Source organism: Cupriavidus agavae, from assembly GCF_004217045.1.
Taxonomy (GTDB): domain Bacteria; phylum Pseudomonadota; class Gammaproteobacteria; order Burkholderiales; family Burkholderiaceae; genus Cupriavidus; species Cupriavidus agavae.
The window spans coordinates 57,626-74,192 of the sequence record NZ_SGXM01000002.1 but is presented as its reverse complement, the minus strand read 5'-3'; the positions used below and the strand labels follow the sequence as shown (position 1 = coordinate 74,192).

Sequence of the window (16,567 nt, the reverse complement as noted above, 5' to 3'; positions counted from 1 at the left end):
CTTATTCGCCGGGACGCTTCAGCACGTTCCTGGCGTCTTCGATGTTCTGTTCGGCCCGTTTCGAGATTACGGCCAGCGCCTCGGCCTGCGATTTCTGCGCCATTTCCGCCAGTTCACGCATGTTGTTCAACGCGGCCTGAATGCCTTGCTGCACGAACTGTCCCTGCTGTGCCATTGCGTCGGCCGGGTTGCCGCCGGCGCTCATCTTCTGCACGGTGGCCTGGATCTCCTGCATGCTGCGGCTCAGGATCTCGGTCTGCTTCTGGACCAGCGCCTGCATGCCCTCGTAGGCAATGCGGTTCGCCTCGGTGATCGCCTCGATGTCTTTCCGGCGAGCTTCGATCACCGAAGACATGTCGACGCCGGGAACCTTGTACTGCTCCAGCAGCTTGGTGAAATCGGTGAAGGGGTTGGACGGGTTGGCCATGTGGGGTCTCCTCGGCTGCGCGATGCGGCGAATCCGTATCGCCTGGTCAAATGTAGTCGCTGATTCTCACTGCTCCGCATAGTTCCAGAGCAGCCCGCCGTCGATGAACAGCGTGGCGCCGGTCATGTAGTCGGCGTCGGCGCTGGCCAGGAAGGCCGCCACGCCCGCCACATCGTCCGGCAGACCCATCCGTCCGAGCGGGATGTTGGCCAGCAGCGCCTGCTGTTTCGCCGCATCGGCCATCAGGCGCCGGTTGATCGGTGTCTCGATGGCCCCGGGCGCGATGTTGTTGACGGTGATGCCGGACGCGGCCAGCTCGATGGCCAGGTTGCGCATCATCATCCGCAGGCCGCCCTTGCTGGCGCAGTAGCTCGTGAAATGCGGAAATGGCAGCTCCTCGTGCACGGAGCTGATATTGATGATCTTGCCGCCGCGCCCCAGTTCGAGCCGCTGGCGCACGAACCGCTGGGTCAGGAAGAACGGGCCTTTGAGGTTGGTGTCGAGCACCCGGTCGTAGTCGGCCTCGGTGACCGCCACGAACGGTGCGTTGACCTCGACCCCGGCGTTGTTGACGAGGATGTCGATGCCGCCTGGCATCGCCCGGACCGCCGCGTCCATGACGGCGAACGCCTGTGCGACGTTGCCGATATCGCCGGCCACGACCGCCGCGCGACGTCCGGCCGCCTGGACGGCCGCCGCGGTTTCATCGGCCCGGTCATCGTGGCGGTGAACCGCAACCACGATGTCGGCGCCCTCCTGGGCCAGCCGCAGCGCGATGCCGCGTCCGATGCCGCCCGAACTGCCCGTGACCAGTGCTGTCTTGCCTTGCAGCCGCATGTGAGACCTCCACGAGTTTGGCCCTGAACCGGTCAGAGCCGCGCCAGCGCCGGAAAGTTCAGTGCTGTAGGACAGCCACCGTCAGGCGTCCTTCGCGGTGCTGCCCGCCAGCCGCTCGATCTTGCTCGTGAGGCCGGACACCACGAGCAGGTCGCCCGGCAGGATCATGGTGTCGGCCGTGGCATGCTCGAACTCGGTGTTGCCTCGCTTGAGGCCCACCACGGTCACCCCGAAGTGCTCCCGCACGCGCGACGTCAGCAGCGTCTTGTTATGGGTGCAGGCGGGCGCATGGATGCGGGCGATGGCAAAGCCATCGTCGAACTCGATGAAATCGATCATCCGGCCCGTGATCAGGTGGGCCACGCGGGCGCCCATGTCGGCTTCCGGGTAGACCACGTGGTGCGCGCCGATGCGTTGGGCGATCTGGCCGTGCTCGGCGGTGAACGCCTTGACCCAGATATCGCGGATCTGGAGTTCGGTCAGCGCCATCAGCGTCATCAGGCTCGACGACATGTCGGTGCCGATGCCCACGATGGCGTGCGAAAAGTCCGCCACGCCGAGTTGCCGCATCACGTTGACGTCGGTCGAATCGGCCTGCACCGCGCAGGTCAGCACGTTGGACCATTTCTGGACCAGGTCGGAATCGCGATCGATACCCATGACGTCGTGCCCCAGCCGCATCAGCGATTGCGCCACGGAGCCCCCGAAGCGTCCCAGCCCGATCACGACGATGCTGTCGCCGGCCGAGAACGCGAACTGCTCGGAAAAGAGTCTAGCCAACAATTGGATGCTCCTCGGGATAGCGGTAGGCCGTGCGCCGCTCGCTCATGGCCAGCGACACCGCCAGCGTGATGGTGCCGACCCGCCCCGTATACATCAGCAGCGCCAGGATCAACTGGGCGGAGGCCGGCAGGTCGGCCGTGATGCCGGTGGAGAGCCCGGCCGAGCCGAAGGCCGCGATGACCTCGAAAATGACCTGGTCGGTCGGAAATTCGGTCAGGTAGAGGATGGCGAGCGTGCCCACGGTGGTCAGCGCGCTGCCAAGCACCAGCACCGTGATGGCCTGCCGCTGCGCCGAACTGCTGACGCGGCGGCTGAAGGCTTCGCTGTCGCCCCGCCCCCGGATCTCGGCGATGACCAGCAGCGCCAGGATGGCAATGGTGCCCACCTTTACCCCGCCGGCCGTGCTGGCGCTGCCGCCGCCCACGAACATCAGGAAGTAGTGCAGCGCCATGCTTTCGTGCGAGAGCCCGCCGATATCGACCGTGTTGAAGCCCACCGTGCGGGCCGAAACCGAGGCGAACGCGGCCGACCACAGCTTCTCGGCGGCCGGCATCGGCCCGAACGTACGCGGATTGCTCCACTCGAACATGGCCAGCCCGATCAGGCCCACCACGAACAGCACGCCCGTGGCGGCCAGCGTCAGCTTGCTGTGCAGGGACCAGCGGCGGGGCTGGAGCGGCTTGTTGCGCAGGTCGTGCAGCACCGGAAAACCGATCCCGCCGATCACGGCCGCCAGCATCACCGGCGCCAGCACCCACCGGTCGGCGGCGTAGCGCATCAGGCTGTCGGCGTGGGTGGAGAAACCGGCGTTGTTGTAGGCGGAAACTGCGTGAAAGAGGCCATTCCAGGCGGCGTTGCCCCAGTTCGCACCGTAGTCAAGGTGGAACCGCCCGGCCAGCCACACCGCCAGGCCCACCTCCACCGCCACGGTGACCACCAGCACGAGCTTGGCCACGCCCACCACATCGCCCAGTCCGATGGCATGCGTCTCGGCCTGCGTCATCAGCCGGGTGCGCAGCCGCAGCGAACGGTTGACCATCAGCCCGAGCAGCGTGGACGCGGTCATCATGCCGAAGCCGCCCAACTGGAACAGCACCATGATGACCGACTGGCCGAAGGCCGACCAGTACGTGCCCGTATCCACCACCACCAGCCCCGCCACGCAGACGGCCGAGACTGCCGTGAAGAATGCCGTCAGCCACGGCACGCCGGCACCGTCGGCTCGCGACCAGGGCAGCATCAGCAACGCGCTGCCCACCACGATGGCCAGCAGGAACCCCATGGCGACGGCGCGAGCAGGATGCATGGTTGCTCTCATGCAAGGATTGTGTGGCGAAGTGCGCCACAAATCCAGGGTTGCCGCATGGGGAGCCCGGGGGCGGGCGTGCCGCGCCCCCTCCCTGTCAGGATCGATCTACCAGTGGCTCAGGCCCGGCCCGCCGCCATGATTGCCGGCGGACGCGCCACGCAGAACAGGCTCATGGCGGCCTGCGGCGTGCCCGGCGCGATGCCGGAGAGCCGCTGGGCCACCCGGATCTTGAGCGGCGCGTCGCCAATATCTCCGCTAAGTGCCTGCGAGCCGACATAGTGGTTGTGCGGAAACACCCCCACGTTCCAGCCCATCGCGTCGAACACGCTATGCGCCAGCGCCTCGGTCATGCCATCGCCGGGACGATGGTGCAGTTCCGTGGCCAGCGCCCATTGCTGCTCGTTGTCGGCGGCGGCATGTCCACCCCGGTTCAGCCAGCGGTAGACCGGCACGCGCAGCCGCCACAGCGCCATGGCGATGCCGCGGAAATGCCAGGCGCTGCGCTGGGGGTCGTGGTCCGTCACCAGCACGCCGCCCGGCTTGACCAGCCGCGCCGCCTCGCGCAGCACCGCCGCCATGTCGTCGCAGTGATGCAGCGAGCCGTTGATCGCCACCACGTCGGCAATGCCGGACGCCAGCGGCATGTCGTGCGCATCGGCCAGCAACGGCACGTAGCCCACCGACGCCGCCCGCACCAGGCTGCCCTCCGCAATATCCACGCCAATGGCGATCCGCGGCTTGCCGCCCAGCGTGGCCAGTACATTGCCGGGGCCGCAGCCCACGTCCACCAGCACCTTGCCGTCGAGCGGCCCGGTCACGGACAGCCAGCGCTCGCGCAGCTCCGGGTAACGGTGCACTTCAGCCAGCCAGTTGTCCATCCACTTGGGATGGCTGAAGTAATGCGCGTTGGCGAGCATGCCGCGCGTGAACTGGATGGTCGCTTCGGGAAACTTGCCGGCGCCGACGCGGGCATCGGGCTTCAGGTAGGGCTGCAGGCGGTCCAGATAGGTCCGCGCGGTGTGTGTTGACGGGTCATGCCGGGCTGCCATGGGCTGCCCGGCTTCCGGTTCGGCTACGTCCAGCAGCCCCCCGGTTGTCATGACAGGCAGACATTGACAGGCGGACGTGTGCGGCTGATCCATGTACTTCCCCCCCTTCCTAAGGCAAATTTGCCCGATCGCCATCGACGGGCAGGCGCCCGCCTTCGTTGGCGTTGAAAGATGGATGGCGGCCAGAAGACGCAAGGTCTGGCGGCCGGACGGCGATCGTCTAGGGAGTTAAGCAGACTCCTGCAACGCAGCAAATCGTTAGTTCGTTTCGATTTGTGAGTTTTGGTGCGTTGGACCACACAGTCATGGCCGGGGGACCCCGGTCCCGACCCCGCAAGCGGCGCCCGCGGGGCTTAGAGCGGCTCGGCCCTGGTGCCGGGACGCATCGTCGCGTTTTCGAGCAACTGCTCGTGGATATAGGAATGGAGCAGCAGCGCCTCGCGCTCGCCGTAGGCGTCGAACGCCACGCCGACATGATGATAGGGCTCGGCGGGATCGGCGTCCGGGTCCTCGCGGGTATAGCCCTCGACCGAGAACTTCGTCTTCAGCCCGGCCGCCCGCAACGTGAAATCGAGTTTCACGTGGACGCCCGGCTGGCCCAGCTCGCTCGATGCCGTCGACACCGAGGCGCCGCCAAGGCTCAGGTCGGTAATCAGTACGGTCTGGGACATGCCGCCACCCTCGGCCGGCGCGAGCGCACCCACCAGCCGCACCGGTACGCGGATGCTGCCACGCATTTCGCGTGCGTCCAGATGCTGGATCTCGCTCAGCATCCAGTAGGGGAACGGTGTCGGCGAGGTGGCCTGGACCCGCGCCGAGAAGCTATGGATGCTGGTCCCGGAGAACCCGCGGAACAGCACCGTCTCGCCATCGGCAATGCCGTCGACCGGAGCGCCGGCCAGGCCCGGCCAGGCCACGAAGACCGCGCCGTCGCTGTACCCGATCAGCCGGCTGACTGCCGCCCGGTTCGGATCGGCCGGGCGCTTGACGTGCAGCAAGGTGCCGATCAGCAGCCCGTAGCGGTCGTGCCACTGGCTGCCCGGCGCATCGGCGCGCAGCGGCGCCATGTCGCCCTCCCAGAAGCAACGGCCAGCCTGCAGCACCAGCGCGCGCTCCTGGTCGGTGCGGAACACGGTCCCTTCGTCCGCCACCGGAAAGCCCAGCGCGTCGACCAGCGCCGACTTCAGCGGACGGCCCAGTTCGATATCGTCTGCATGTACTTCCCTGCGCATTGGCTGCACCATGTCTTCCTTTCGGTCAATCAGTTACTCTAAATACTCTTTGTGTCTTTGTCAGGTGCGGCATTTTGAACGCTGCCCTGCCGCGCGTTTCAATCAGCCGAACGCAGACTCCATCTGGCGTGCCCGCTTGACGCTGTCGCCGTGCAGATAGAGCGATGTGGTCGAGACCGACGCGTGGCGCAGGTTGTCGCGCACCGTCGTCAGTTCCGCGCCCCGCGCCAGCGCATGGGTGGCATGGGTATGGCGCAGCCAGTGCGGGCTGGCCTTGCGCAGCTTCCCGGCCGTGGCCGGGCGCTCCGCCTCCAGCTGAGCGGCCGCCGTGGCGAAAAATCGCTTCATCACCATCCAGAGCCGCGCGCCCGTGATGCCGCCGCTGTCATCGGCCGCCAGGTTGCCCACCAGCGGCGTGCCCGGCTCCCAGAGTGCACGCGTTACCGGTAACTGACGCTCGACCAGATAGCGGTCCAGCGCGTTGCGCGCCATCGGCGGCAGCGCCACCCGGCCGGCCCTGGCGCCCTTGCCCACCAGTTGCAGCCAGTGGTCGCCGTGGATATCGGTTTCGATGTTGCGCAGCGTGGCGCCCACCAGTTCGCTGGCCCGCAGCCCCGTGGCGTACGTGAAGTCCAGGATGAAGCGCAGCCGCTGGGCGGCCGGCGCCTCCCAGCCGTAGGACCATTCCAGCCCGTCGGCGATGCTGCGCGTCAACATCCACTCGCCTTCCGAGAACGCATGCGAGACATCGAGCGCCGCCGTGCGGCTTCCCCCGCGCACCTTGAGGCCGGCGAACGGGTTGGCCAGCACATAGCGTTGCTGCACCAGCCAGCGGAACAGCGCCCCGATCACCTGTAACGCATAGGCGGCCGATCGCGGCGACAAGCCATCGGTAAACGGTTTCCAGTCCGGGGCGCTGCGCGGGCGCGCGGGGCCAACCCAACGCTCGCGCGGCGCCGGCTGGCGCAGGAAATTGCGATAGGCCGTGGCGTCCTCGGTGGTCAGCGACGAGAGCGGACGGCCAGTCTCGATGATGGCCCACAGGATCAGCCGCTCGGCTTCCTTGCGGTAGGCGCGCTGCGTGGCCGGCGATTCGTGCAGCGCCAGCCAGGCCTGCACGGCGGCGTAGTCGTTGTCGGCGGCCAGCGCGCAGGTCTCGCGCGGCGCCCGGAACTGCCCCAGCGACCCGTCCACCTGATGCGGCAGCCGCCCCATCTGCTCCCACGGCACGATCATGCCACGTGGCTCGGCGGCGATCAGCGCCCGGGCACGGTCCGTCAGTGCGGGGTGCGCCGCGAAGAATGCCTCGATGCGCCGGGCGCCATGGCGCCCCAGCCCCGGAATGGCGGCCCACCATTGCTTGCGGCGCGGAATCCGTACGGTCAGGTCGGCCAGCGTGTGGATGTCCTCGGCCCGCAGGGCTTCGACCGCCGCAGGGGCAATCCACAGCGCGATATCGTCGGAAATGGCGGGCACCGGCGGCGGCAGCTTGCGCAGCGTCTCGATGGCCTGGTCGGCAGCCCTGCCCTGCTTCTCCCGCCCGGCGGCGCCAATCTCGAACAACACCGCCAGATCCTCGCGCAGGCGGTACCGCGCGTAGGCTGCCAGCCGGCGGCGGATGCCGCCCAGGATGCCGCGCGATGACTGGCCGTGCGACCGCACCGCGTCCAGGTACTGCGCCACGGCCGCCCGGGTGGACAGGCCGGCGTGCCAGGCCCGCAGCGCGGCCAGTTCGTCGGCGTCGGGGAAGTCGAGAGGGTGCGGGCGATTTTCCATGGCGCGGAGTTTAGCATCGGGCTCTTACGCTTGCGATAAGAAAAGTTATCGCAATGCGTTCGAAGATGCACGCATCCTGGGCGGCTCATCGGGCGTCATGGCGAAGACCAACCGATGCGCCGGGGAGCGCGTCGGTTCAAGACCCGAAAGGCCGTTTCACGATACGAAAAATGGGGAGGGTTCGGGCGGCACCACCCTTCCCGTTGCCTGAAAAATCATTCCACATCGCAAAACGCAACAACTAACTATATGAAAGATAAGGAAAAATTAAGTCTTATGTCTTATATAAGACCTTGTTGCGACGCACCAGTCCGCAGCTACAATTTTCTCCATGCAGTCGCTTCCAGAAACGACAGCGACAAGCTCAACGGTTTATTCAAACGCGCTTGGCCCCTAGGAGAGACAAATGGCCCAATATCAAGACGACATCAAGGCAATTGCTGGTTTGAAGGCAGAACACGGCAGCGCGTGGGACGCGATCAATCCCGAATACGCCGCCCGCATGCGCGCCCAGAACCGCTTCAAGACCGGCCTGGACATCGCCCGCTACACGGCAAAGATCATGCGTGCCGACATGGCCGCCTATGACGCCGACCCGTCGAAGTACACCCAGTCGCTCGGTTGCTGGCACGGTTTCATCGGCCAGCAGAAGATGATCTCGATCAAGAAGCACTTCAAGAGCACCGAGCGCCGCTATCTCTACCTGTCGGGCTGGATGGTTGCCGCGCTGCGCTCGGAGTTCGGCCCACTGCCGGACCAGTCGATGCACGAGAAGACCTCGGTCAGCGCACTGATCCGCGAGCTGTACACGTTCCTGCGCCAGGCCGACGCCCGTGAGCTGGGCGGCCTGTTCCGCGAGCTGGACGCCGCCGAAGGCCCGGCCAAGGCCGCGATCCAGGAGAAGATCGACAACCACGTGACCCACGTGGTGCCCATCATCGCCGATATCGACGCCGGTTTCGGCAACGCCGAGGCCACCTACCTGCTGGCCAAGCAGTTCATCGAAGCCGGTGCCTGCTGCATCCAGATCGAGAACCAGGTGTCCGACGAGAAGCAATGCGGCCACCAGGACGGCAAGGTCACCGTGCCGCACGAGGACTTCCTGGCCAAGGTGCGCGCCATCCGCTACGCGTTCCTCGAACTGGGCGTGGACGACGGCATCATCGTGACCCGCACTGACTCGCTGGGCGCCGGCCTGACCAAGCAGATCGCCGTGACCCACACCCCGGGCGACCTGGGCGACCAGTACAACTCGTTCCTCGACTGCGAGGAAATCTCGTCGGCCGAGCTGGGCAACGGCGACGTGGTGATCAAGCGCGAAGGCAAGCTGCTGCGTCCGAAGCGCCTGCCGAGCAACCTGTTCCAGTTCCGCGCCGGCACGGGCGAGGCCCGCTGCGTGCTGGACAGCATCACGTCGCTGCAGAACGGCGCCGACCTGCTCTGGATCGAAACCGAAAAGCCGCATATCGAGCAGATCGCCGGCATGGTCCGCGAAATCCGCAAGGTCATCCCGAACGCCAAGCTGGTGTACAACAACAGCCCGTCGTTCAACTGGACGCTGAACTTCCGCCAGCAGGCCTATGACGCGATGAAGGAAGCAGGCAAGGACGTCTCGGCCTACGAGCGCGGCCAGCTGATGAGCGTGGAGTACGACGAGACCGAGCTGGCAAAGCTGGCCGACGAGAAGATCCGCACCTTCCAGGCCGACGCGGCCCGCGAAGCCGGCATCTTCCACCACCTGATCACGCTGCCGACGTACCACACGGCCGCACTGTCGACCGACAACCTGGCCAAGGAATACTTCGGCGAACAGGGCATGCTCGGCTACGTGGCTGGCGTGCAGCGCAAGGAAATCCGCCAGGGCATCGCCTGCGTCAAGCACCAGAACATGTCGGGCTCGGACATCGGCGACGACCACAAGGAATACTTCAGCGGCGAAGCTGCCCTGAAGGCGGCCGGCAAGGACAACACGATGAACCAGTTCTGATCCGGAACCTGCCGTAACGAAAACGCCAACCCATCGCGGGTTGGCGTTTTTACGATGTAGCGCCGCTCAGATCTCGCCGCCCGCCCCGGCCAGCTCGCGCCGCAGGCGCAACGCCGCACCAAGCCCCCGGACCGGCTCCGGCGGAATCCAGCTGGGCCGGCTGTTGGCGAGGATATAGTCGACCTCCGCACCACCCTGCCCGGCCATGTACTCAGCCATGTAGTGCCCCAGGTAGGTCCCCTTGGCCACGCCCACTCCGTTGCAGCCCACCACGCTGAACAGGTTCTCGTCCTCGCGGCGAAACACGGAATGATGGTTCAGCGTCATGCTGATCAGCCCGCCCCACGTATAGGCAAACGGCTTGCGGGCCAGCCGCGGGAAGCGTGCTTCGAACGATTGCCGGTGGCTGGCGGCCGCCGCGCGCAGGTCCGCCGGGCTGGCGTGCATCGCCGGCCGGTAGTGGAACGTGTTCCGGACAAAAATCCGCCCGTCGGGCGTGTAGCGCACCGTCGTGCCGGCCGGATGGGCCGAGGTACTGCCCCATGGCCGGACGTTGGCGAAGTGCGCCCGCTCGGCATCGTCCAGCGGCTCGGTCAGCGACGCATAGGTAAACAGCGTGGCCAGCCGGTTGCGCACCTGGCCGAACGCCTCGCTGAAGCTGCCGGCCGTCAGCACGAGCGTATCAGCGACCAGCGTGCCCGGCGCGAATGTCAGCGCGTGCGGCTTGCCGTAGCGGATCGCCGTCACCGCGCTGTTGCGGAAGACCGTCACCGATGCCGGCAGCGCCGCCGCCAGTCCGCGCACCAGCGATGCCGGGTTGACCAGTACGTTGCCCGGCGTGTAGATCGCCGCCTGGTAATAATCGGTGCCCAGCCGCTCCGCGAGTGCATTGCCCGACACGAACTCGTGGGCAAACCCGGCGGCCTGCAATCCGGCGGCGAACTGCTCCAGCGCACCGATATGGGCGGTCTCGTGCGCCGACATGTACTTGCCGGCGTCCTGCCAGTCGCAGTCGATGCCGTGGGCGTCCCTGAGCCCCCGCAGCCGCTCGATCGCCGACAGGTTCAGCGCGTGCAGTTGCCGGTTGGCCTCCGCATCGGCCTCGCCGCCATCCACGTTGTGGGGAATGTCGATGATGAAGCCGGCATTGCGCCCGGAAGCGCCCTGCCCGACCTCCAGCGCCTCGACCAGCGCGATCCGCGCGCCCGGATGCAGTTCGGCCAGCCGCCGCGCCAGCGCCACGCCCGTAAACCCGGCGCCGATCACCGCAAAATCGAACTGATGCCGGCCCTGCAGGGGCTGGCCAATGGCCGTGTGGCGCGAGGGGGAGGTGTCGAACCAGCCAAGCTGGCCGTCGATGGCGGGGCGTTTGCGAATCGGTTGCATGGGCGCGATTCTAGCGTGGCCGGTCGCGCCCGCCCCCGCCTGACGGTCAGGCCGGGGCTGCCGCCAACGCTTCCAGCGCCTGTTGCAACCCCGCCCGCGCTGCCGCCACCCGGCCACCCACTGTCGCCATCGCTTCCCGGTCGCGCGCCACTTCGCCCAGCTGAGCCGCCACCTGCTCCCGCACCAGCACCGGCGCCGGTCCGCCGGCGGCCAGGCGGGCGGCAACGCCCTGTACCGGGTCAAGGCAGCGCGCCACGGTTTCGGCCTCCACCTGAAGCGCCCGGCCAGTCACCTGCAGCGCAGCGCGGTTCACCATGGCGCTGTCGATCTCGCAGGCCGGCAGGTGGCGGTCCAGCGCCTCGCGCACCACGGCGCCCACCACGTGGTGCGCCTCGCGGAACGACATCGCGGCATCGCGCACCAGCATGTCGGCGAGGTCGGTGGCCGACGAGAAATCGCGCCGCGCCCGTGCCAGCATGGCCGCGCGCTGCGGCTCGGCATTGTCCAGCACCAGCCGCAGCAGGCTGGCGCAGCGCTGGCTTTCCTCGATGGCCTCCCAGAAGCCGCGCATGGTCTCGCGGTTGCCATCCCCCGAATGGGTGAAATGCGAGCCCTTGAGTGCCCCCAGCGTGGCGGTAAGCAGGCCGATCATCGTCCCGCCCTTGCCTTTCAGATATTCGAGCACGACCGGGTTCTTCTTCTGCGGCATGATGCTCGACGTGCCGGCCACGCTGTCCGGAAAATCGATCAGGCCGAACTCGGGCGTGGCCCACACATACAGATCCTGCGCCACCCGGCCCCAGGTCACCGTGGCCATCGTGATGGCCGACTGGATTTCCCAGGCGAAGTCTCGCGAGGCCACCGCGTCGAGCGCATTCGGGGCGAAGCCGGAAAAGCCGAGCCAGCGGGCCGTGGCCGAGCGGTCGATCGGAAACGCGGTACCGGCCAGCGCCCCGGCGCCGAGCGGGCAGGCATCGAGTGTATCCAGCGCGCGCAGCAGCCGGCCCATGTCGCGCCCGAGCGCCTGGGCCACGCCGGCCAGGTAGTAGCCGTAGGTAATCGGCTGCGCGGCCTGCAGGTGCGTGTAGCCGGGCATCACGGCATCGGCATGGGTGTCCGCCTTGTGCAGCACGGCCTCCCGGGTCTCGGCCAGCACGGCCAGCAGCGCCAGCACGGCGTCGCGGGCGCGCAGGCGGTCGAGCGTGGCCAGGATGTCGTTCCGGCTGCGCGCCACATGGAGCCGGCCCCCGGCGTCGGCGCCCGCCACCTCCATCAGCCGGGCTTCGTAGTTGAAATAGGCGTCCTCGCGCTGGGGATCGAGCCGCACCGCCCCGGGCCCTTCCTCGTCCACCCGCAGCAGCGCGCGGGCCAGCGTGGCGGCTACATCGGACGGCACCAGCCCCGTGCCGTGCAGCATCAGCAGGTGCGCCGCGTTGATATCGGTCAGGTAGCGGAAGCCCGGCGCGAAGTCGCGGTCCAGGCGGGGCTGGTAGATGAACTGGCAGACCTCGGGGGCGGTGGCCTGCGTCAGGCGGCGGCTGACTTTCGATTCCATGGGGGCGTTCTCCTCTTGATGGAGCCAGTATCGGAACCGCCAGCCCATACCGTCAAATCAGAAAATCGGGGTCGCCCATACGGTTTTGATATACCATCGACGCAACCCTGGCCCCCCGTCTCATCCACCGACCATGAAGTTCAAGGAAATCGACGCGTTCCGCGCGGTCATGCGCTCCGGCTCCATGACGGCCGCCGCCACCGAGCTTTACACCTCGCAGCCCAACGTCAGCCGCCTGATCGCCCAGCTCGAATACGCCACGGGCCTGACGCTGTTCACGCGCAGCGCCGGCCGTCTGACGCCCACCGAGGAAGGGCTGGCCTTCCTGCGCGAGGTGGACCGCGCGTTCGTCGGGCTCGATGCGCTCAAGGACGCCGCGCGCAATATCCGCCAGTTCGGCAAGGGGCGGCTGCGCATCGCCACGGTGCCGTCGCTGGCGATGACCGTGCTGCCGCTGGTGCTGCAGCGCTTCCACGCCGACCACCCCGATGTCTACGTGGCAATGGAAACCGGCAGCACCCAGCTGGTGGCCGACTGGGTCGGCAGCCGCTATTGCGACCTTGGGCTGGTGTCGTACCTGCCGCCGGCGGCCGTGACCGAGGCCGAGCCGATTGCCGATCTGGCCGGCTGCTGCGTGCTGCCGCCCGGCCACCGGCTGGCCGCGCTGGACGTGCTGACCCCGGCCGACCTGGCCGGCGAGTCCTTTATTTCGATGTCCCACGGCGACGGCCTGCGCTCGACCATCGACGCCGCGTTCGCCGACGATGACCGGCGCATCATGCACTTCGAGACCCCCTATGGCGCCACCATCTGCCGCATGGTCGGGCTCGGGCTCGGTGTGGGCATCGTCAACCCGCTGGTGGCGCGCATGCATGCCAGCGACGTGGTGATCCGCCCCTTCGCGCCCCGCATTCCGTTCGTCAGCTACCTGTTGCTGGCCCGCAACCGGCCCGCCAACCTGCTGGTGGAGCGCTTCACCGGGCGGATGGTGGAAGTGCTCGCCGCCGAAACCGGCGCCCTGCCGGCCTGACCGGGCACCCGCTTCCCCGGGCGCCGGGGCCATACGGTTTTCGTATGGGCGCCTGACAGACTCGTATTTGCGCTGGCAGGGGCGTCTTCCGCATACTCGTTCGGACCGCAAGGCATTCCAGCGAGCAAGCGACATGACGCAGAACAGGGCCCAAGGCCCGCACACCCCACAAGACTGTTCCCGGAGGCCCGGCTGATGGCTGGCGCCCCCGCCCACACCGCACTGCCGGTCTTCGACGTCGCCGTGGTCGGCGGCGGCCTGGTCGGCTCGGCCATCGCCTACGGGCTGCGCGACAAGGTTGCCTCGATTGCCGTGCTGGACGAGGGCGACGTGGCCCTGCGTGCCTCGCGCGGCAACTTCGGCCTGGTCTGGCTGCAGAGCAAGGGCTTCGGCATGGGTGCCTACAGCCGCTGGACGCTCGGTTCCACGCGCCTCTGGCCGGGGCTGGCCGCGCGGCTGCAGGCGGAAACCGGCATCGACGTGGCGCTCGAACAGAAAGGCGGCCTGACGCCGCTGATGGGCGACTACGAGGTGGAGGCCCGCCTGGCCTGGGTGCAGAAGCTGATGGCCCAGCCCGGCGTGGAACCCTACGAGTGGAAGCTGCTCGACCACCACCAGGCCGCCTCGCTCGTACCGGGACTCGGCCCGGACGTGACCGGCGCCATCTGGACCCCCCACGACGGCATCGTCAACCCGCTCAAGCTGCTGCGCGCCTTCCACACGGCTTTTGGCCGGGGCGATGTCCGCTATCTGCCCCACCACGGCGTCACGGCCATCGCGCAATCGTCGTCGGGCGAGTTCTCGCTGGCCACGCCCAACGGCACGGTCCGTGCGAAGAAGATCGTGCTGGCCTCGGGCCTGCGCAATGGCGAACTGGGCGCCATGGTCGGCATCGACCTGCCGATGGCCCCGCAGCGCGGCCAGATCCTCGTGCTGGAACGCACGCGCCGGCTGCTCGATACCCCGCTGGTCACGCTGCGCCAGAACGACGAGGGTAGCTGGCTGGTGGGCGATTCGCAGGAGGACGCCGGCTACAACGACCAGGTGACCACGCTGCCCGTGCTGGCCACGCTGGCCGACCGCGCCGTGCGCACGCTGCCCGCGTTGCGCGATGTGCGGGCGGTGCGCGCGTGGTCGGCACTGCGGGTACGCGCCCAGGACGGTTTCCCGGTCTACGAGCAGTCCGCCAGCCATCCCGGCGCGTTCATCGTCACCTGCCACAGCGGCGTGACGCTGGCCGCCGCGCATGCCGACACGCTGGCCCCGATGATTGCCGCAGGCGCGCTGCCGTCGGAGCTGGATATTTTTTCGACCCGGAGATTCCATGTTCAGAAGACTTGACGCCGCCGCGGTGCCGGCCGCCGGCGCCACGGTACGCGTGACCGTGGACGGCACTGCACTGGAATGCCGCGAGACCGATACCGTCGCCGCCATCCTGTTCGCCGCCGGCATGGCGGCCTGCCGCGACACCGCCGTGTCGGGCGCGGCGCGCGGGCCGTTCTGCATGATGGGCGTCTGCTATGACTGCCTCGTCAGCATCGACGGCCGCCCCAACCAGCAAGCCTGCATGACGCGCGTGCGCGACGGCATGCGCATCGAACGCCAGCCCGGCGCACGCGAGGTGGCCGCATGACCATGACCAGCCTCCCGATCCCTGACATTGCGCAATGCGACCTGCTGGTGGTCGGCGCCGGCCCCGCCGGGCTGGCCGCCGCCACGCGCGCCGCCGGACTGGGCCTGCGCACCCTGCTGCTCGACGAACAGCCAGCCCCGGGCGGCCAGATCTACCGCGCGATCAGCACCACGCCGGTGCAGGACCGCGGCATCCTGGGCGCCGACTACTGGCACGGCCTGGACCTGCTCGAACCGTTCCGGCGCAGCGGCGCCGACTACCTGGCCTCTGCCACGGTCTGGTCGGTCAACCCTCGGGAGCCGCTGGCCGATGGCACCCCGGGCGGATTCGAAGTGGCCTATTCCGTGACCGGAAACGGCCCCGATCCGCAGGCGGGCCTGCTGCATTGCCGCCACATCATCCTGGCCACGGGCGCACAGGAACGGCCGTTCCCGGTGCCGGGCTGGACCCTGCCCGGCGTGATCACCGCCGGCGCGGCACAGATCCTGCTGAAGACCTCGGGCGTGGTGCCCGAGGGCCGTACCGTGCTGGCTGGCGGCGGGCCGCTGCTCTACCTGCTGGCCTACCAGTACCTCAATGCCGGCGTGAAGATCGAGGCCATTCTCGAAACCACGCCGTCCGGCCAGTGGCTGCAGGCGCTGCCGCACGCGTGGGGCTTCCTGCGCTCGGCCTATCTCGGCAAGGGTCTGAAGCTGCTGCGCGCGGTGCGCAAGGCGGTGCCGATCATCAGCGGCGTCAGCGCGCTCGAAGCGGTGGCCGGCGCCAACGGGCAGGTGGCCGAGGTGCGCTACACCGCCGATGGCCAGAGCCGGGCGATGCCCGTGGATCAACTGCTGCTGCACCAGGGCGTGGTGCCGAACACGAACCTGTCGCGCGCCCTCGGCGCGGAACACGCGTGGAACGAGCGTCAGGATTGCTGGGAGCCCGCCGTGGACGCCTGGGGCGCCACTTCGGTGCCGCACCTGACCATCGCCGGTGACGGCGCGGGCATTGCGGGCGCCATCGCCGCCGAACACCGGGGCCGGGTGGCCGCGATCCAGGCCGCCACGGCGCTGGGCCGCCTCGATGCCGCCGGCCGCGACCGCGAGGCCGCGCCCCATCTGGCCGCCCTGACCCGCGCCACGCGCGGCCGCGAGTTCTTCGAGGTGCTGTACCGCCCGCAGCCGCAGTTCCGGCGGCCGGTGGGCAACACCATCGTCTGCCGCTGCGAGGAAGCCACGGCCGAACAGGTGCGCGAGGCCGCGCGGCTGGGCTGCCAGGGTCCGAACCAGCTCAAGGCGTTCCTGCGCTGCGGCATGGGCCCCTGCCAGGGCCGGTTCTGCGGCCTGACCGTGACCGAACTGATCGCCGACGAGCAGCAGCGGCACCCGCGCGAGGTTGGCTACTACCGGCTGCGCTTCCCGACCAAGCCGGTCACGCTTGGCGAAATTGCCACGTTGCCGCAGACCCAGGCTTCGCGCGAGGCCGTCGTACGTTTCAAGAAGTAAAACACTGGAGACTGAAGCGAGAACCGGCGCGCCGCACCGCGGCATCCAGACCAGCGGCAACGCGCCGGCCTTCTCA

14 protein-coding genes are annotated in these 16,567 nt (G+C 68.2%); 5 read left to right on the top strand and 9 right to left on the bottom strand.

Going from position 1 to position 16,567, the window contains the following annotated elements:
* Position 1: 1 nt before the first annotated feature.
* The 7 genes from EV147_RS11490 to EV147_RS11460 all read right to left on the bottom strand — a co-directional run bounded on the left by EV147_RS11490 (position 2) and on the right by EV147_RS11460 (position 7,413).
* Complete coding sequence (locus EV147_RS11490) at positions 2 to 427, bottom strand: phasin family protein (RefSeq protein ID WP_130391323.1); 426 nt, start codon at positions 425 to 427, stop codon at positions 2 to 4.
* Positions 428 to 493: 66 nt separating this feature from the next.
* Positions 494 to 1,264 carry an SDR family NAD(P)-dependent oxidoreductase gene (locus EV147_RS11485; RefSeq protein ID WP_130391322.1) on the bottom strand — a complete coding sequence of 257 codons (771 nt, stop codon included), beginning with the start codon at positions 1,262 to 1,264 and terminating at the stop codon, positions 494 to 496.
* 81 nt (positions 1,265 to 1,345) lie between these two features.
* Positions 1,346 to 2,044, bottom strand: coding sequence for a potassium channel family protein (locus EV147_RS11480; RefSeq protein WP_235844692.1), 699 nt, complete (start codon positions 2,042 to 2,044; stop codon positions 1,346 to 1,348).
* On the bottom strand, positions 2,037 to 3,365 hold the full coding sequence (locus EV147_RS11475; protein ID WP_130391320.1) for a TrkH family potassium uptake protein: 1,329 nt from the start codon (positions 3,363 to 3,365) through the stop codon (positions 2,037 to 2,039). The genes EV147_RS11480 and EV147_RS11475 overlap by 8 nt, the downstream gene beginning before the upstream one ends.
* A gap of 107 nt (positions 3,366 to 3,472) precedes the next feature.
* Positions 3,473 to 4,405: a class I SAM-dependent methyltransferase gene (locus tag EV147_RS11470; RefSeq protein WP_130391319.1), complete on the bottom strand. Its 933-nt coding sequence runs from the start codon at positions 4,403 to 4,405 to the stop codon at positions 3,473 to 3,475.
* Positions 4,406 to 4,758: 353 nt separating this feature from the next.
* On the bottom strand, positions 4,759 to 5,637 hold the full coding sequence (locus EV147_RS11465; protein WP_130391318.1) for a flagellar brake domain-containing protein: 879 nt from the start codon (positions 5,635 to 5,637) through the stop codon (positions 4,759 to 4,761).
* Between the two features lie 102 nt (positions 5,638 to 5,739).
* The gene (locus EV147_RS11460) at positions 5,740 to 7,413 is read right to left on the bottom strand and encodes a site-specific integrase (RefSeq protein ID WP_130391317.1); all 1,674 of its coding nucleotides are present in this window, start codon (positions 7,411 to 7,413) and stop codon (positions 5,740 to 5,742) included.
* Between the two features lie 406 nt (positions 7,414 to 7,819).
* Here EV147_RS11460 and EV147_RS11455 point away from each other — a divergent pair, with 406 nt between their 5' ends.
* Positions 7,820 to 9,400, top strand: coding sequence for an isocitrate lyase (locus EV147_RS11455; protein ID WP_130391316.1), 1,581 nt, complete (start codon positions 7,820 to 7,822; stop codon positions 9,398 to 9,400).
* A gap of 66 nt (positions 9,401 to 9,466) precedes the next feature.
* Here EV147_RS11455 and EV147_RS11450 read toward each other — a convergent pair whose 3' ends face one another.
* A complete protein-coding gene (locus EV147_RS11450; protein WP_130391315.1) occupies positions 9,467 to 10,786 on the bottom strand; it encodes an NAD(P)/FAD-dependent oxidoreductase in 1,320 nt (439 codons plus the stop codon).
* Positions 10,787 to 10,832: 46 nt separating this feature from the next.
* A complete protein-coding gene (gene argH, locus EV147_RS11445; protein WP_130391314.1) occupies positions 10,833 to 12,341 on the bottom strand; it encodes an argininosuccinate lyase in 1,509 nt (502 codons plus the stop codon).
* Between the two features lie 133 nt (positions 12,342 to 12,474).
* On the opposite strand from argH, the gene EV147_RS11440 reads away from it, so the two are divergent.
* From EV147_RS11440 to EV147_RS11425, 4 genes are all read left to right on the top strand, one after another.
* Complete coding sequence (locus tag EV147_RS11440; RefSeq protein WP_130391313.1) at positions 12,475 to 13,371, top strand: LysR substrate-binding domain-containing protein; 897 nt, start codon at positions 12,475 to 12,477, stop codon at positions 13,369 to 13,371.
* Between the two features lie 195 nt (positions 13,372 to 13,566).
* On the top strand, positions 13,567 to 14,712 hold the full coding sequence (locus tag EV147_RS11435; protein WP_130391312.1) for an NAD(P)/FAD-dependent oxidoreductase: 1,146 nt from the start codon (positions 13,567 to 13,569) through the stop codon (positions 14,710 to 14,712).
* Positions 14,696 to 15,004: a (2Fe-2S)-binding protein gene (locus tag EV147_RS11430; protein WP_130391311.1), complete on the top strand. Its 309-nt coding sequence runs from the start codon at positions 14,696 to 14,698 to the stop codon at positions 15,002 to 15,004. The genes EV147_RS11435 and EV147_RS11430 overlap by 17 nt, the downstream gene beginning before the upstream one ends.
* A complete protein-coding gene (locus EV147_RS11425; RefSeq protein ID WP_221344638.1) occupies positions 15,001 to 16,491 on the top strand; it encodes an FAD/NAD(P)-dependent oxidoreductase in 1,491 nt (496 codons plus the stop codon). The genes EV147_RS11430 and EV147_RS11425 overlap by 4 nt, the downstream gene beginning before the upstream one ends.
* Positions 16,492 to 16,567 lie beyond the last annotated feature (76 nt).

Bases quoted from the DNA above. Each gene is read 5' to 3' on its own strand.
- EV147_RS11490 (WP_130391323.1), bottom strand. From the start codon at position 427: ATGGCCAACCCGTCCAACCCCTTCACCGATTTCACCAAGCTGCTGGAG.
- EV147_RS11485 (WP_130391322.1), bottom strand. From the start codon at position 1,264: ATGCGGCTGCAAGGCAAGACAGCACTGGTCACGGGCAGTTCGGGCGGC.
- EV147_RS11475 (WP_130391320.1), bottom strand. From the start codon at position 3,365: ATGAGAGCAACCATGCATCCTGCTCGCGCCGTCGCCATGGGGTTCCTG.
- EV147_RS11470 (WP_130391319.1), bottom strand. From the start codon at position 4,405: ATGGCAGCCCGGCATGACCCGTCAACACACACCGCGCGGACCTATCTG.
- EV147_RS11465 (WP_130391318.1), bottom strand. From the start codon at position 5,637: ATGCGCAGGGAAGTACATGCAGACGATATCGAACTGGGCCGTCCGCTG.
- EV147_RS11460 (WP_130391317.1), bottom strand. From the start codon at position 7,413: ATGGAAAATCGCCCGCACCCTCTCGACTTCCCCGACGCCGACGAACTG.
- EV147_RS11455 (WP_130391316.1), top strand. From the start codon at position 7,820: ATGGCCCAATATCAAGACGACATCAAGGCAATTGCTGGTTTGAAGGCA.
- EV147_RS11450 (WP_130391315.1), bottom strand. From the start codon at position 10,786: ATGCAACCGATTCGCAAACGCCCCGCCATCGACGGCCAGCTTGGCTGG.
- argH (WP_130391314.1), bottom strand. From the start codon at position 12,341: ATGGAATCGAAAGTCAGCCGCCGCCTGACGCAGGCCACCGCCCCCGAG.
- EV147_RS11440 (WP_130391313.1), top strand. From the start codon at position 12,475: ATGAAGTTCAAGGAAATCGACGCGTTCCGCGCGGTCATGCGCTCCGGC.
- EV147_RS11435 (WP_130391312.1), top strand. From the start codon at position 13,567: ATGGCTGGCGCCCCCGCCCACACCGCACTGCCGGTCTTCGACGTCGCC.
- EV147_RS11430 (WP_130391311.1), top strand. From the start codon at position 14,696: ATGTTCAGAAGACTTGACGCCGCCGCGGTGCCGGCCGCCGGCGCCACG.
- EV147_RS11425 (WP_221344638.1), top strand. From the start codon at position 15,001: ATGACCATGACCAGCCTCCCGATCCCTGACATTGCGCAATGCGACCTG.